At 72.9% G+C, this 14843-nt stretch carries 10 protein-coding genes; 9 read left to right on the forward strand and 1 reads right to left on the reverse strand.

Going from position 1 to position 14843, the window contains the following annotated elements; genetic code table 11:
- The coding region (locus ABZ260_RS30710) for a M14 family zinc carboxypeptidase (protein WP_355624806.1) at nt 1-1264 on the reverse strand (1264 nt) is incomplete at its 3' end.
- Between the two features lie 133 nt (nt 1265-1397).
- On the opposite strand from ABZ260_RS30710, the gene ABZ260_RS30715 reads away from it, so the two are divergent.
- From ABZ260_RS30715 to rpe, 9 genes are all read left to right on the forward strand, one after another.
- Complete coding sequence (locus ABZ260_RS30715) at nt 1398-2855, forward strand: amidohydrolase family protein (protein ID WP_355624808.1); 1458 nt, start codon at nt 1398-1400, stop codon at nt 2853-2855.
- 344 nt (nt 2856-3199) lie between these two features.
- The gene (locus tag ABZ260_RS30720) at nt 3200-5425 is read left to right on the forward strand and encodes a primosome assembly protein PriA (protein WP_355624822.1); all 2226 of its coding nucleotides are present in this window, start codon (nt 3200-3202) and stop codon (nt 5423-5425) included.
- A gap of 64 nt (nt 5426-5489) precedes the next feature.
- Complete coding sequence (locus ABZ260_RS30725; protein WP_355624810.1) at nt 5490-7178, forward strand: hypothetical protein; 1689 nt, start codon at nt 5490-5492, stop codon at nt 7176-7178.
- Nucleotides 7179-7218: 40 nt separating this feature from the next.
- Nucleotides 7219-8595, forward strand: a complete 1377-nt coding sequence (locus ABZ260_RS30730; RefSeq protein ID WP_355624812.1) for a hypothetical protein — start codon at nt 7219-7221, stop codon at nt 8593-8595.
- A gap of 77 nt (nt 8596-8672) precedes the next feature.
- Nucleotides 8673-9221, forward strand: a complete 549-nt coding sequence (gene def, locus ABZ260_RS30735; RefSeq protein WP_343979553.1) for a peptide deformylase — start codon at nt 8673-8675, stop codon at nt 9219-9221.
- 5 nt (nt 9222-9226) lie between these two features.
- Nucleotides 9227-10156 carry a methionyl-tRNA formyltransferase gene (gene fmt, locus ABZ260_RS30740; protein ID WP_355624814.1) on the forward strand — a complete coding sequence of 310 codons (930 nt, stop codon included), beginning with the start codon at nt 9227-9229 and terminating at the stop codon, nt 10154-10156.
- Nucleotides 10157-10161: 5 nt separating this feature from the next.
- Nucleotides 10162-11679, forward strand: a complete 1518-nt coding sequence (locus ABZ260_RS30745; protein WP_355624816.1) for a transcription antitermination factor NusB — start codon at nt 10162-10164, stop codon at nt 11677-11679.
- Between the two features lie 98 nt (nt 11680-11777).
- A complete protein-coding gene (gene asnB / locus ABZ260_RS30750; protein WP_355624818.1) occupies nt 11778-13631 on the forward strand; it encodes an asparagine synthase (glutamine-hydrolyzing) in 1854 nt (617 codons plus the stop codon).
- A 489-nt stretch (nt 13632-14120) separates the two neighbouring features.
- Nucleotides 14121-14777, forward strand: a complete 657-nt coding sequence (gene rpe / locus ABZ260_RS30755) for a ribulose-phosphate 3-epimerase (protein WP_355624820.1) — start codon at nt 14121-14123, stop codon at nt 14775-14777.
- Nucleotides 14778-14843 lie beyond the last annotated feature (66 nt).

Here is a 14843-nt window from a genome sequence, read left to right on the forward strand (position 1 = left end):
GGCCCACGGTCCCGACCGACCGCATCCTCGCGCTCGGCGCCGAGGACGAGCCGGGCAAGTTCAACATGGCCGCGATGGGCATGCGGCTGGCCTGCCGCTCGGCGACGGTGGCCGGCCGGTCGCTCTCCGGTGCCCGCGCGTGGTGCTCGGCGGTGGTGGCCATCCCCTCGATCGGAGATGCCGGGCGCGGACCCTTGGCTTCAGCCATGGGGGTAAGCCCGGCGCGGGAAGGCGCTCCAGCGCCTGAGCGTGCCTTGACCGGAACCTGCTGAGGCAGCGCACCACGCGCTGGTACAGTCAGTCGCGGTCGAACGCGTGAGCGATAACCAAGCTCGCAACCTTGGCCGTTACTCACCGCCGGGAGGGCGGAGCCCGCGTCGCCCAGAACGGGATCGTGGGCTGGGGCGTGGAAACCCGCGTAAACGGGGCCGGAAGGTGAACCGCCAAGCAACAGCGTCGCGACCATGCGCAGAGTCGCATGGTTGGGACGGTTGGAATCCCCCGGATTCATCCGTGAGGAGCGCTTCAAGTAGTCGTAGGTGTCCTCCATCCGCGGGGCGAGGAAGACAGACTCCTCCAGGGTCCGTACCGAGGGGTGCTCGGGCTCGCCCGCGTGCAGCGGCACGCCGTACCGGCCCGGCAGGGACTTGAGCAGGGCCTGCAGTTCGGGCACCGGGCGGTTGAGGTAGAAGAACGCCCCGCCCATCTCGCTGTTGTGCAGGGTGGTCATGAACGCCGGGCGGGTGTCGTCGATCAGCCGCATCAGCGCCAGCGTCTCGGGCATCACCCGGTCGAAGTAGGCGCGCTTGTAGGCGAAGGGGAAGGTCCACTCGACCTGCTCGTCACCCGCCGGACGGTAGAAGTGCCTGCCGGAGTGCGCTTTGGTGAACGGCCCGGCGAACCACCCCTCGTTGAGCCTGGTCCCGTCCGGGTCGAGGCAGCCCACGATGTGCCAGGTGTGACCGGTGGCCTCGCGCAGCGCGGCGCTCTCGCACAGCCGGGTGGCGAGATGGATCACGGTGAGCCCGCCGATGGGCTCGTTGGGGTGCGGCATGGCGCCGACCAGCGCGTGACGCGGTCCGTCACCGACGCTCAGGCAGAGGATCGGCTCACCCAGGGCGGAGCTGCCCACCCGCCTCAGCGAGGCGACGCCGGGATGGTCGGCGGCCAGCCGGGTGAGGGCGGCCGTGATCTCGTCCACGGTGGCGAACCGGTCATGGTCGGGAACGGAGTCGAGTTCGTCGTTCAGCAGGGGGTCTGTCACCCCCGACAGTCTGCCGAGCGCGCTTCGGTCCCGGGAGTCCGGAATGAGCGATCAGTCGGGTTTGTCGGGCGGGGGGCCCGTTGCCCTGGCAGCCGAGGGGAGGGGGCGTCGGTCGTCCGCCTAGAGTCTCCTCATGTCCTCTCCCTCTGCTCGCCTGCTGCTGCGTAACGCGCGGATCGGTCTCGGTGGGCCGCTGCGCCATGTCCTGATCGTTGACGGCCGGGTCGCGGAGGTGGCCCCGGAGCCTCCTGCCTGCGACGAGTCGGTGGACGTCGGGGGCGCCACCCTGCTGCCGGGGCTGTGGGACGCGCACGTGCACTCCGTGCAGTGGGCGCAGGCCCGGCGCAGGATCGATCTGACCTCGGCGCGGTCGGCGCGGGAGGCGGTCGACCTCGTCGCCCCACAGGCGGGTACGTCCGGGTTCACGGTCGGCTACGGCTTCCGCGACGGCCTGTGGCCGGACACGCCGGACAAGTCGCTGCTGGAGGCGGCGGCGCCGGGCTGCCCGATCGTGCTGGTGAGCAATGACCTGCACACCGCCTGGTTCAGCCCGGCCGCGCTGGCGGTGATCGGCAGGGGCGGGCATCCGACGGGGGTGCTGCGCGAGCGCGACTGCTACGACGCGATGGCCCAGATGCCTCCGCCCCCCGAGGACGAGCTGGACCGCTGGGTGGCCGAGGCCACCGCCGCCGCCGCGGCCAGGGGCGTCGTCGGCGTGCTGGACTTCGAGTTCGCCGACAACGTCACCGACTGGACCCGGCGGATCTCGCGGGGGGCGGTCGATGTCCGGGTCAGCTGCTCGATCCCGGTGAACCGGCTCGAAGAGGCGATCGATCGCGGGTTGCGCACCGGGGAGCCGGTCGCGGGCTCGGGGGGCCTGCTGGAGGTCGGGCCGGTGAAGACGTTCGTGGACGGTTCGCTGAACACCAGGACCGCCTACTGCGCGGACCCGTATTCCGGCGGCGACGCGCGCGGGCTGCTGGAGACACCGCCGGAGGAGCTGTACGGGGTCATGGAACTGGCCGCCAGGCATGGGATCGCCCCGGCGGTGCACGCCATCGGCGACCTGGCGGTGGGCATCGCGCTGGACGCCTTCGAGCGGGTCGGCTGCCCGGGGAGGATCGAGCACGCGCAACTGGTCCGCCCGGAGGACTTCGGAAGGTTCGCGAGGCCCGGTCTGGTGGCGGGTGTGCAGCCCGCCCACGCGCCCGACGACCGGGAGGTGGCCGATCTGCACTGGCGGGGGCGGACCGGGCGGGCCTTCGCCTACGCCGACCTGCTGGCCGCGGGGGCGACCCTGGAGCTGGGTTCCGACGCTCCGGTGGCGCCGCTCGACCCGTGGGACGGGATCGCCTCCGCCGTGGCCAGGACCGACGACGAGCGGCCGCCGTGGCACCCGGAACAGGCGATCTCGCTGCCGGTGGCGCTGGCGGCGGCCGGCCGGGGCCGCGCCGGGGTGCGCCCGGGCGACCCCGCGGACTTGATGATCACCGAGTACGACCCGGCGGGGCTGGACGGGGACGGTCTCCGTCATATGCCGATCCTCGGCACCCTGCTCGGTGGCCGCTGGACCCACCGCCGCGCCATCTGACCCGGCAGAACGGGGGGCGGTGGCGGTCCGCCCGGCCGGGTCCACCGCCGTGCCACCCGGTCTGCCCGATTCGCCCGCCTGGACTCGCCGGCCGATCCAGCCGGTCGGGTTCGGTGGTGGTCCGTCCGGTATGCCGTTCCGTGTCCGGTGCTTCTCGCACCCGGTGCCATACCGCCGACGGGCCGACCGTCTGGACGGGGGCCGGCTTCTGGTAGGACAGGCGGGTGACCCACGCCAACCCCTCGCCGGACGATGACGCCCTCCTGCCGCTCGACGCCGTACGCGAGCGGCCCGTGCCCGGCAGGGCCACCAGGGCGCGGGCGGGGGCCGTCCGAGCGGCCGGGGTGGCCCGGGCGCAAGGGGTGGCCGAGCAGGTCAGAGGGGTGCCGGAGCCGGCCGCGGAGCTGCCGGTCGCCCGGGTGGTCGTCGACACCCCGCTGCCGCATCTCGACCGATTGTTCGACTACCTCGTCCCCGCCCCCCTGGACGCCGCCGCGGTGCCGGGGTGCCGGGTCCGGATCAGGTTCGCGGGCAAGCTCGTCGACGGGTTCCTGCTGGAACGGGTGGAGACCACCGAGCACCAGGGCAAGCTGACCCGCCTGGAGCGGGTCGTCTCCGCCGAGCCCGTGCTCACCCCGGAGATCGCCGCGCTGGCCCGGGTGGTGGCCGACCACTACGCCGGGACCATGGCCGACGTGCTGCGCCTGGCCGTCCCGCCCCGCCACGCCAGGGTCGAGGCCGAGGCCGTTCCCGCGGCGGGTACGGCCCCGCCGGCGGAGATGATCGGCGTCGCGGGTGAGACCCGGCGGGAGCCGGAAGCGGGTGTGCCCCAGGGCGGGGCCGAAGCGGATGAGACCCGGGGGGAGCCGGAATCCGAGCCGGGCCGGGGAGTGGAGAGCGGACCGGCCGAGGGGCCGGGGCAGCGGACGGATCCGGAGCCGGAAGCGAGGAGCGGACCGGCCCAGGCGCCGGGATGGGGAGCGGAGAGCGGGCCGGACGCGGGGCCGGGACCGTGGGCGGACTACCGGGAGGGGAAGGCGTTCCTGGCGGCGCTGGCGAAGGGGGGCTCCCCCCGAGCCGTGTGGACCGCCCTGCCGGGCACCGACCAGGACGGGCCCGGGTGGCCACGGGCGGTCGCGGTTGCCGTGCGGGAGACCCTGCACGGTGGCAGGGGAGCCCTCGTGGTGCTTCCCGACGGTAAGGACGTGGCCCTGGCCGACGCGGCGCTCAGCGCCGTCCTGGGGCCCGGTGCGCATGTGGCGCTGACGGCGGACCTCGGGCCCGCGGAGCGCTACCGGCGGTGGCTGCGCCTGTCCAGGGGCCAGGTCCGGGTCGCCGTCGGCACCAGGGGGGCGGCGTTCGCCCCGGTCACCGACCTCGGGCTGGCGGTGATCTGGGACGACGGTGACGACCTGCACTCCGAGCGGCTCGCCCCCTACCCGCACGCCAGGGAGGTCCTCGCACTGCGTGCCCACCGGGCCCGCGCGGGCCTGCTCATCGGCGGGTACGCCCGCACGGCGGAGGCCACCCAGCTCATCGCCACGGGCTGGGCGGGGCCCATCGTCGCGGCCCGCCAGGCGGTCAGGGCCAGGGCGCCGAGGGTCCGTCCGGCGGGGGAGGACTCGGAGCTGGCCAGGGACGAGGCGGCCAGGGCCGCCCGGCTGCCCAGTCTCGCCTGGCGGATCCTGCGCACGGGGCTGGAGAGCGGCCCGGTGCTGGTGCAGGTCCCCCGGCGGGGCTACCTGCCCGCGCTGGCCTGCCAGGGCTGCCGGGCGCCGGCCCGCTGCGGGCACTGCGGCGGACCCTTCGCGCTACGTGGTGGCCACGTGGCCCCGTACTGCCGCTGGTGCGGCCGGATCGCCGGCGAGTGGCGCTGCCCCCTCTGCGGCGGGGCGCGGGTGCGGGCCCAGGTGGTCGGTGCCCGCCGCACCGCCGAGGAACTGGGGCGGGCCTTCCCCTCTGTACGGGTCAAGACGTCGGGCAGGGACGGGGTGCTGGCCACGGTCGGCGCGGCCCGGGCACTGGTGGTGGCCACCCCGGGAGCCGAGCCGGTGCCCGAGGGCGGATACGCGGCGGCGGTGCTGCTGGACGGCTGGGCGCTGCTCGGCAGACCGGACCTGCGCGCCGCCGAGGAGACGCTGCGCCGGTGGATGAACGCGGCGGCGCTGCTGCGGCCCGCCGCCGAACTGGTCGTGCTGGCCGATTCCTCGTTGCCCGTCGTGCAGGCGTTGCTGCGCTGGGATCCGGTGACACATGCCGAGAGAGAACTGGCCGACAGGACAGAACTCGGTTTCCCCCCGGCGGTGAAAATGGCGACGCTCACCGGATCTCCGGCGGGGGTCAGGGAAATGCTCGGCGAGATGGCGCTGCCCCCCGAGGCACAGGTGCTCGGCCCGGTCCCGGTGGCCTCGCCCAGGGGGGATCAAGTGCGGGAACGTGCCATGGTGCGGATCACGCGAGGCTCCGGCTCCACGCTGGCCGCGGCTCTGAAAGGAGCCGTGGGAGTGCGCTCCGCACGCAAGGCCGCGGAGGTGGTCAAGGTATGCATTGACCCTCTAGATGTGATTTGAGTTGTTTCCCCGATTCGCGGTGCTGGCAGTAAGCCGTTAATTTTCCCCTGTGTCGATCGAATGGGTGAATCGGGCCGTAGACGACCTGCGCGCGTGGGGGCGTGCGCGCGGCCTGGACGTTGACGTGGACGAGGTGCGGCTGCTCTGCGACTACGCGAGTGACTATCTGGACGTGAACGAGCTGGGTGATTTCACCCCTGTCGCCTTCGAGGAGCTGCTGCTCAACATCTATCCACGCAAGGTCATCGCCCCGCCGGAGAGTGCCCCCGAGACCGTCGCCGCCGCCCGCACCCTGGTCGACTTCCTGCTCTCGACCGAGGAGATCGGCGGCAAGATGGCCGTCCGGATGAGGAACGTCCTCGACCGGATCGAGCCCGAGATGCCCATCGCCCTCGCCGACACCTCCAGGTTCGGCATGGCCAAGAGCCTCTTCAGCGCGATGGGCGCCGACTCGCTGGAGCGAGCCACTGGGAGCACTGAGAGCACTGGGAGCACCGAGAGCGCTGGGAGCGCTGGGAGCGCGATCCTCTCCGTCTCGGCGGTGCAGGAGGAGCCCGCCGTCGAGCACTGTGACTGCCCCGGCTGCTCGCCGCTTCCCCCGGTGCGCCTGGCGCCCCGCGAGACGCTCGCCCAGAGCGCCCTGCGGGTGCCGCTGCTGACCGACGCGCGCAGGCTGGTCCAGTGGATGCTCGCGGGAGGGCGCACCCCCACCGTCAAGGGCAGGCTCAGGGTCCGTGACGCCACCGAGGCGATCGCCCAGCTCTCGGTGACCGACCCCGGTCTGCTCTGGGAACTCGCGGTCCACACCGGCCTGGTCACCGTCGAGGGCACCGCCATCTTCGACGGCGAGGACTTCGACCCGCTCGACATCTGGGCCGCGACCGTCGAGTTCGTCGTCGAGAAGGAGACCGGCGGTGCCGTGACGGGTGAGGTCTCCCTGGACGAGGAGCTCTACGGCCTGTGCGACATGCTCTACCGGCTCCAGGCACCCGTGCCGATCCCGCTGGTCAGGGAGTACCTGGACGAGATCGGCCTGGTGGAGGAGGGGGAGATCGACGTCCCCGAGGCCGTGCGGCGGCTCGCCTACTGCGGGATGGCCGAGCCGGGTGACGAACTCCTGGAGCTCACCCCGCTGGCCCTGTGGGGGCTGCACAGGCTCTACACCGACCTGGGCATCGAGGCGCCCCAGGCGGCCGACCTGGCCCTCGCCGACGCACCCGAGCTCATCGAGGGGCTGCTGTCGGGGATGCCCGCCGAGATGGCCGAGGCCGACATCGAGGGCTGGCTGCGGCACAGGAGTCCGGCGCGGGCGGTCACCGAGCTGTTCGGCTCCGTCTCGGGGGCGCCCTCGGTCGCCAGGGGCATCGCGGTGACGATCGTCGACCGCCTCGGCGCCGACGCGGAGGAGGCGGTGCGGGCCTTCCTGGAGGAGCCGGAGCTGCGCCCGCACGCCATCCACTGGCTGACCGCGCGCGGTCTGGCGGCCCCCGCGCTCACCTCGGAGGAGGTGCTCTGGATGAGCGTGGACATGCTCGTCCTGGCCATGCCCTCCGCCGAGGAGGATCCGGAGACGTTCGCCGAGAACATGTCCGCCTCCGGGCCGCCGCAGAGCGTGATCGAGGAGATGTGGCGGGTCGACCACCCCGAGGTCGTCGAGGTTCTTGAGCTGCTCGGACGCTCCCTGAGGGACCACAACGCGGCCAAGGCGGCCCGCAAGGCGGCTTTCAAGGCACGTTCCCGCGCCATCGGCTGAGCCGTGTATGCGTGAGGCGCGAGTGCAGTAAGTTTCACGGGTGGCAAAGAGCGGGAACAGTGGGAACGTCTTCGACATCGGCGAGCTGCGCAGGCTTGTGGACGAGCTGGGAGCGGCACCCCGCGAGCTGCGAACAGCCGTTCTGGAGGAGTCGGTCACGGCCGCGGGCCGTGACTGCCCCCCGCGCGGCGACGCGCTGAGCTTCCCGCCGGTCGACCTCGCCCCGGACGCCGAGCTGGCCGCGTCCGTGCCGCTGGTGCCGCTGGTGCTCGACGCCCAGCGGCTGGCCGCCTGGACCGGCACCCGCGCGGTGACCCCCGAGGGGCTGCTGCCCGACCCGTTCGCGCCGTGCGCGGAGCTCGGCCTGCCGGGCCCGGCGCGGCTGCACCTGCTCTGGGTGGTCGCGGTCAACACCGGCATGCTGCGCATCTCCCGCGGCCGGGTGGACCCCGGCCCCCTGGCGCTCTCCGCCGACCTGCCGCACCGGGCCGTGCTGGGGTTCTGGGACGGCGTGGTCATGGACGTCCTCGACCGTGCGGACGACGACCTGACCGGGTCTCCCGTGATCGACGATCACCTGGCCGAGATGCTCGCCACGCTGTACGCCGTGCGCGAAGGACTGTCCACCGCGACCCTGGTCAAGGGCATCCTGCAGTCGCACCGGGTGGCCTGCGGGGCCGGTCCCGCCGAGATGAGGACGCTGACCGGCACGCTGCCCGCCCAGCTGGAGTCGGCCCTGTCGCTCCTGGGCTACTGCGGGCTGGTCGAGACCTCGCGGGCGGGCAGGCCCCGGCTGACCCCGCTCGGCATGTGGGCCGTCCGCCAGGACCTCATCAGGGAGGGCCACGACGCGCCGACGGGCGCCGAGGTCGCCGTCTTCACCGACCTCGGCGCGCCCGAGCTGGTCGAGGCGATCGTGAAGGGTTCCGCCGCGCCCAGCGCCGTCACCGTGTGGCTGGAGTCCCGCCACCCCGAGGCCGCCGCGCGCGAGCTGGTCAAGGTCGCGGCCTCGGGCACGGCAGGCCGGCGCGGTGTCGCGGGCGCGATCCTGGAGGAGCTCGGCCCCGAGGCCGAGGCCCCGCTCAGGGAGGCGCTCTCCGAGCCCGCCATGTGGCGCTACGCCGCCTCCTGGCTGCACATCCGCGATCTGCCCGCGCCCGCGCTCACCCCCGCGGACAACACCTGGCTCGCGGTCGACTCGCTCGCCTCGCTGCTGGAGCGGGGCGAGGCCTCCGAGGCGATCTGCGAGTTCGACGCGCTCGAACCCGGAGAGGACCTGGTACGCGTGGTCGAGGAGATGGCCCTGGTGGAGCACCCCGACACGTTCGCCGTCCTCGACCTGCTCGGCTCCAGGCACGGCACCGCCGCGGTGGCCAAGTCGGCCCGCAAGGCCGCCATGAAGGCCCGCTCCCGCTGAGGTGCGCGGGAAGGCCCGGGGGAGGCGGCCGGCGCCCTTAGACTGGGGCGATCCCCTGAAGCGTGAGGAGACCCCTGTTGGCCATTCAGCCGATCCGCCTTTTCGGCGACCCGGTGTTGCGCACTCCGGCCGATCCGGTCAAGGACTTCGACAAGGAGCTGCGCAAGCTCGTCAAGGACCTCACCGACACGATGATGGACGCACCGGGGGCCGGGCTGGCGGCACCCCAGATCGGGGTCGGGCTCCGGGTCTTCACCTACTACGTGGACGACCAGCTCGGGCACCTGATCAACCCCAACCTCGACCTGTCGGACGAGGCGGACGAGGAGGGCGAGGAGGGCTGCCTGTCCTTCCCCGGCCTCTCCTTCCCCACGCCCAGGGCGCTGCGGGCCGTGGCGACCGGTTTCAACATGCACGGCGAGCCGGTGACGCTTGAGGGCACCGACCTGATGGCCCGTTGCTTCCAGCACGAGACCGACCACCTCGACGGCGTGCTGTTCATCGACCGGATGGACGCCAAACAGCGCAAACTCGCCATGAAGGCGATCCGCGAGGCCGACTGGAACGGTCTGTCGGCCCCCGCGTTCAAGTTCTCCCCGCACGCCACCCACGGGAAGGCTCTGTAGGAACCTTGCGCCTGGTCTTCGCCGGAACCCCGGACACAGCCCTGCCCGCGCTGCGGGCTCTGATCGACTCGCCCCGCCATGACGTCGTCGCCGTCGTCACCCGGCCGGACGCCCAGTCGGGCCGGGGCCGCAGGGTCCATCCGAGCCCTGTCGCCGAGCTCGCCGAGGAGGCGGGCATCGAGGTGCTCAGGCCGCAGAAGGCGGGCGACCCGGCCTTCCTCGACCGGCTCACCGAGCTCGCCCCCGACTGCTGCCCGGTGGTCGCCTACGGTGCGCTCCTGCCCCAGGCCGCCCTGGACATTCCCCGGCACGGCTGGGTCAACCTCCACTTCTCGCTGCTGCCGGCCTGGCGCGGCGCGGCGCCGGTGCAGCACGCCGTGCTGCACGGTGACGCGATCACCGGCGCGGCCACCTTCCGGATCGTCAGGGAGCTGGACGCGGGCCCGGTCTACGGCGTGGTCACCGAGGAGATCCGCCCCGCGGACACCAGCGGGGAGCTGCTCGCCCGGCTCGCCGAGTCCGGTGCCGGGCTGCTGACGGCCACCCTCGACGGGATCGAGGACGGCAAGCTGGAGGCAGTGCCGCAGCCCGCGGAGGGGGTCAGCCTCGCCCCGAAGATCAGCGTCGACGACGCCAGGGTCGACTGGTCCGCACCCGCCATGCGCGTCGACCGGCTGGTCCGTGCCTGCACCCCCGCCCCGGGCGCGTGGACCGAGTTCCGCGGCCAGCGGGTCAAGCTCGGCCCCCTGCGACCGGTTCCCGACGCCTCGGGCCTGGCCCCCGGCCAGATCGCGGCGTCCAAGAACACCGTCCTGGTCGGCACCGCCACCTACCCGGTCGAGCTGGGCGAGGTGCAGCCGCAGGGCAAGCGTCTGATGGGGGCGGGGGAGTGGGCCCGCGGTGTGCGGCCCACGGACGAGGATCGGCTGGCCTAGAGATCATGAGCAGTGCTGGTGGTGACGGCCGTAACGCCGCACGAGGCGGGCGCGGCCGGGGGGCGACTCCGCGCGGCCATGGAGCGGGCGGGAACCGAGGCAGGGGCAAGGGCACGGCCGGGGCCGGGCGTCCGCCCAAGCCGGTCCGCGACGAGGCGCGCAACACCGCGTACGACCTGATGCGCGCCGTCGACGAGCGGGACGCCTACGCCAACCTGCTGATGCCCGCGCTGCTGCGCGAGCGCCGCCTGTCGGGGCGCGACGCGGGACTGGCCACCGAACTGGCCTACGGCACCCTGCGCGGTCTCGGCACCTACGACGAGATCATCGCGGCCTGCAGCGACCGGGCGCCGGAGGACGTCGACCCGCCGCTGCTCGACGCCGTACGGCTGGGCGTGCACCAGTTGCTCAAGACGCGGGTGCCCCCGCACGCCGCCGTCGGCACCACGGTCGATCTGGTGCGGCTGCGCGTGGGCATCGGCGCCTCGAAGTACGCCAACGCCGTGCTGCGCAAGGTCTCCACCCGGTCGCTGGAGCAGTGGGTCCCGATCGTGGCGCCCGACCCCGCCGACGACCCCGTCGGCCATCTGGCGGTGGCCCACAGCCACCCGAGGTGGATCGTCGAGGCGCTGCGCGACGCCGTGGGCGGCGACTTCGACGAGACGGCCGCCCTGCTCGCCGCCGACAACGAGCGTCCCCGGGTGACCCTGGTCGCCCGTCCGGGCCGTTCGTCGGTCGCGGAGCTCCTCGACGCGGGCGCCGAGCCCGCCGGATACTCCCCGTACGCGGCCTACCTGCCCGAGGGCGACCCCGGGGCGATCCTCGCCGTGGCCGAGTCGCGGGCCGCCGTCCAGGACGAGGCCAGCCAGCTCGTCGCGCTGGCCCTGACCCGGGTCCCGGTGGAGGGCGCCGACTCGCGCTGGCTCGACCTGTGCGCGGGCCCCGGCGGCAAGGCCGGCCTGCTCGACGCCATCGCGACCCACGGTGACGAGGCGGGCCTCGCGGCGGGCGCCGGGCCGGCGGCCTTCCCCGGTGGGGCGCGCCTGCTCGCCGCCGAGCTGCAGTACCACCGGGCGCGGCTGGTGTGGCAGACGACCCGGCAGGCCGCGGTGATCACTGCGAACGGCACCGTGCCCGCCTGGCGGCCCGGAGTCTTCGACCGGGTCATGCTGGATGCCCCCTGCACCGGCCTGGGCGCGCTGCGCCGCCGCCCCGAGGCCCGCTGGCGCCGTGATCCCCGGAGCCTTCCCGAGCTGGGCAGGCTCCAGCGTGACCTGCTCGCCTCGGCGATCGAGGCGGTCCGTCCCGGTGGCGTCGTCGGGTACGTGACCTGCTCGCCGCACCTGGCCGAGACCGACGTCGTGGTCGGCGACGTCCTGCGCCGCCGCGACGACGTCGAGGCGCTGGACGCCCGTGCCTACCTCCCCGAGGTCGAGGGGCTGGGCGAGGGGCCGTACGCGCGGTTCTGGCCGCACCGGCACGGCACCGACGCCATGTTCCTGGCCCTGCTGCGCCGCCGCTGATCGGCCCCGGGGCCGTCATCGCAGGTCAGGGCATATATGGATGCCGCACGCCGTTCGACTGGGCATAACTGCTTCCAAGAGGACGCGGGGGTGGCGAAATGTGTGGAATCTGTGGATGGGTGGACTTCGAGGGCGATGTCCGGCAGTCACCGGACATCGCGAAGGCCATGACCGACACCATGGCCTGCCGCGGGCCCGACGACGCGGGGATCTGGCTCGCCCCGCACGTCGCGATAGGCCATCGGCGGCTGGCCGTCATCGACATCGAGGGCGGCCGCCAGCCGATGGTCGTCGCGGAGGAGGGGCTGCCGCTTGCCGTCCTCACCTACAGCGGCGAGATCTACAACTTCGTCGAGTTACGCGCCGAACTGGCCGCCCACGGCCACCGCTTCCAGACCCGGAGCGACACCGAGGTCGTGCTGCGGGCCTACCTCGAATGGGGGGAGGATCTCGCCGACCGGCTGAACGGCATGTTCGCCTTCGCGATCTGGGACACCCGCCGCGAGGAGCTGCTGCTCGTCCGCGACCGGATGGGTGTCAAGCCGCTGTACTACTACCCCACCGCGCACGGCGTGCTGTTCGGCTCCGAGCCCAAGGCGATCCTCGCCAACCCGCTCGCCGGGACGCCCACCGTCGACGCCGACGGGCTGCGCGAGCTGATCGCCTTCGTCAAGACCCCCGAGCACGCCGTCTACCAGGGCATGTACGAGGTTCGCCCCGGCCAGGCCGTCCGGGTGACCCGCGAGTTCCTGTGCCGGCGCCGCTACTGGCAGCTGAACTCCCACGAGCACGTCGACGACCTCGCCACCACGGTCGCGGGCGTACGCGACCTGCTGGACGACATCGTCGGCCGCCAGCTCGTCGCCGACGTGCCGCTCTGCGCCCTGCTCTCCGGCGGCCTCGACTCCAGCGCCGTCACGGCACTCGCCGCGCTGGGGCTTCGGGAGCGGGGGGAGGGGAGGGTCCGGTCGTTCTCCGTCGACTTCGCCGGATACACCGAGAACTTCCAGCCCGACGAGATGCGCGACACCCCCGACACGCCGTACGCGCACGAGGTCGTGCGGCACGTCGACGCCGACCACACCGACATCGTCCTGGACTCCGCCGACCTCATGGACCCGGCGGTGCGCGGCGCGGTCCTGCGGGCGCGGGATCTGCCGATCGGCGTCGGTGACATGGACACCTCCCTCTACCTGCTGTTCCGCGCCATCCGGGGGCACTCCACCGTGGCGCTGTCCGGGGAGTCGGCCGACGAGGTCTTCGGCGGTTACCGGTGGTTCCACGATCCGGAGGCGGTCGCCGCCGACACCTTCCCGTGGCTGGTCTCCCCGGGGATGGCGCGGTTCGGCGGGCTGGGGGCGCTCCTCCACGAGGACCTGATGCGCAAGCTGGACATCCCCGCCTACCGCGCGGACAGCTACCGGCACGCGCTGGACGAGGTGCCCCGGCTACCGGGTGAGGAGGGGCTGGAACGGCGGATGCGGGAGATCTCCTACCTGAACCTCACCCGGTTCGTGCAGATCCTGCTGGACCGCAAGGACCGGATGAGCATGGCCGTCGGGCTGGAGGTCCGGGTGCCGTTCTGCGACCACCGGCTGGTGGAGTACGTCTTCAACGCCCCCTGGTCGATGAAGACCTTCGACGGACGGGAGAAGAGCCTGCTCCGCGCCGCCACGGCGGACATCCTGCCGCCCTCGGTCGTCCACCGCCGCAAGAGCCCCTACCCCTCGACGCAGGACCCCTCCTACACCGAGGCCGTCCGCGCGGAGGCGGCCCGGCTGCTCGGCCGCGGGGACATCGCGGCCGAGCCGCTGATCGACAGGGAGAAGGTACGGGCGGTGATCGACCGGCCGGAGACGGACGGCGGCCCGGCGGGAGGCCGGGCGGCGCTGGAGGGGTTGCTGCAGTTCAACGCCTGGCTGGAGAGATACCACGTCCGGGTCAACATCTGATCCGAGATCCCGTCCCCTCGGCGCCGCCGCCCCGAGGCCCGCTGAGGAGCTCCAGGCCAGGTCGGTCGAGAGGTCCATCACGTTCGCGGCGGGTACGGCGAGGAGGGCGACGGCGGCGATCAGCGGGAGAAGAATCGAACGCAGGGAGCGGGGCGAAAGGACATCGCTCCCCGATTCCGATAAAGACTGAGAAATCGGTCGGAGCAGAGGCCCCGGACCTCGTGCACCGTCTCGTTCAATCATCCAGATGATTCCGGCAGGAAATTACTCCGGCAATCCCTCGTGTGCCAGGAGAGTTATGGGTTCGCGTCCTTTGACATTCCCTGCCGTCTCCGAGTTCGGTGCGGGAGGCTCGGTAGTACGAGCGGTATATCCGATATGTCGTGCTTCATGTGGCGCGCGTCGTGTGCCGGATGATATGTGACGCGGGTCACGTGGTGGACGGCGGGTGACGGAGGGCAGGGCGCCGCCTCATAGAATCGGCCAATTATGGCCGTACAGATCTCGCCCAGCATCCTGTCCGCTGACTTCGCCCGCCTCGCCGAGGCGGCCGAGGCGGTCCCCAACGCCGACTGGCTGCACGTGGATGTCATGGACAACCACTTCGTCCCCAACCTGACCCTCGGGCTTCCGGTGGTCGAGTCCCTGCTCAAGGCGACCTCGATGCCGCTCGACTGCCACCTCATGATCGAGGACCCGGACCGCTGGGCCCCGTCCTACGCCGAGGCCGGAGCCCAGAGCGTGACCATCCACGTGGAGGCGGCCAAGGCCCCGGTGCGTACGCTGCGCCAGATCCGCAGCGCCGGCGCCCGCGCCGGCCTGGCGCTGAACCCCGCCACCCCCGTCGAGCCGTACGAGGACCTGCTCGACGAGCTCGACATGCTGCTGCTGATGACCGTCGACCCCGGTTTCGGCGGGCAGAAGTTCCTCGACATGGTGCTGCCCAAGATCCGCCGGGCCCGCGAGCTGATCGACCGCTGCGGCGGGCAGGTCTGGCTCCAGGTGGACGGCGGCGTCTCCGACACGACGATCGAGCGCTGCGCGGAGGCGGGCGCCGACGTCTTCGTGGCGGGCAATGCCGTCTACGGCGCCGAGGACCCGGCCCGCGCGGTCGACGGTCTGCGCGCCCGGGCCACTCGCGGCTGACCGGTCCCGCCCAGGAGGCGTCCGGGAGGACCGGACCGCCGGGCGGACAGCCGAACGGCGGAGGGC

The sequence above is a fragment of the Streptosporangium sp. NPDC006013 genome (genome assembly GCF_040614275.1).
In the GTDB taxonomy this organism is placed as follows: domain Bacteria; phylum Actinomycetota; class Actinomycetes; order Streptosporangiales; family Streptosporangiaceae; genus Streptosporangium.

Excerpts from the sequence above, each read along its gene's own strand:
- ABZ260_RS30715 (WP_355624808.1), top strand. The coding sequence starts at position 1,398 with ATGTCCTCTCCCTCTGCTCGCCTGCTGCTGCGTAACGCGCGGATCGGT.
- ABZ260_RS30745 (WP_355624816.1), top strand. The coding sequence starts at position 10,162 with ATGAGCAGTGCTGGTGGTGACGGCCGTAACGCCGCACGAGGCGGGCGC.
- rpe (WP_355624820.1), top strand. The coding sequence starts at position 14,121 with ATGGCCGTACAGATCTCGCCCAGCATCCTGTCCGCTGACTTCGCCCGC.
- asnB (WP_355624818.1), top strand. The coding sequence starts at position 11,778 with ATGTGTGGAATCTGTGGATGGGTGGACTTCGAGGGCGATGTCCGGCAG.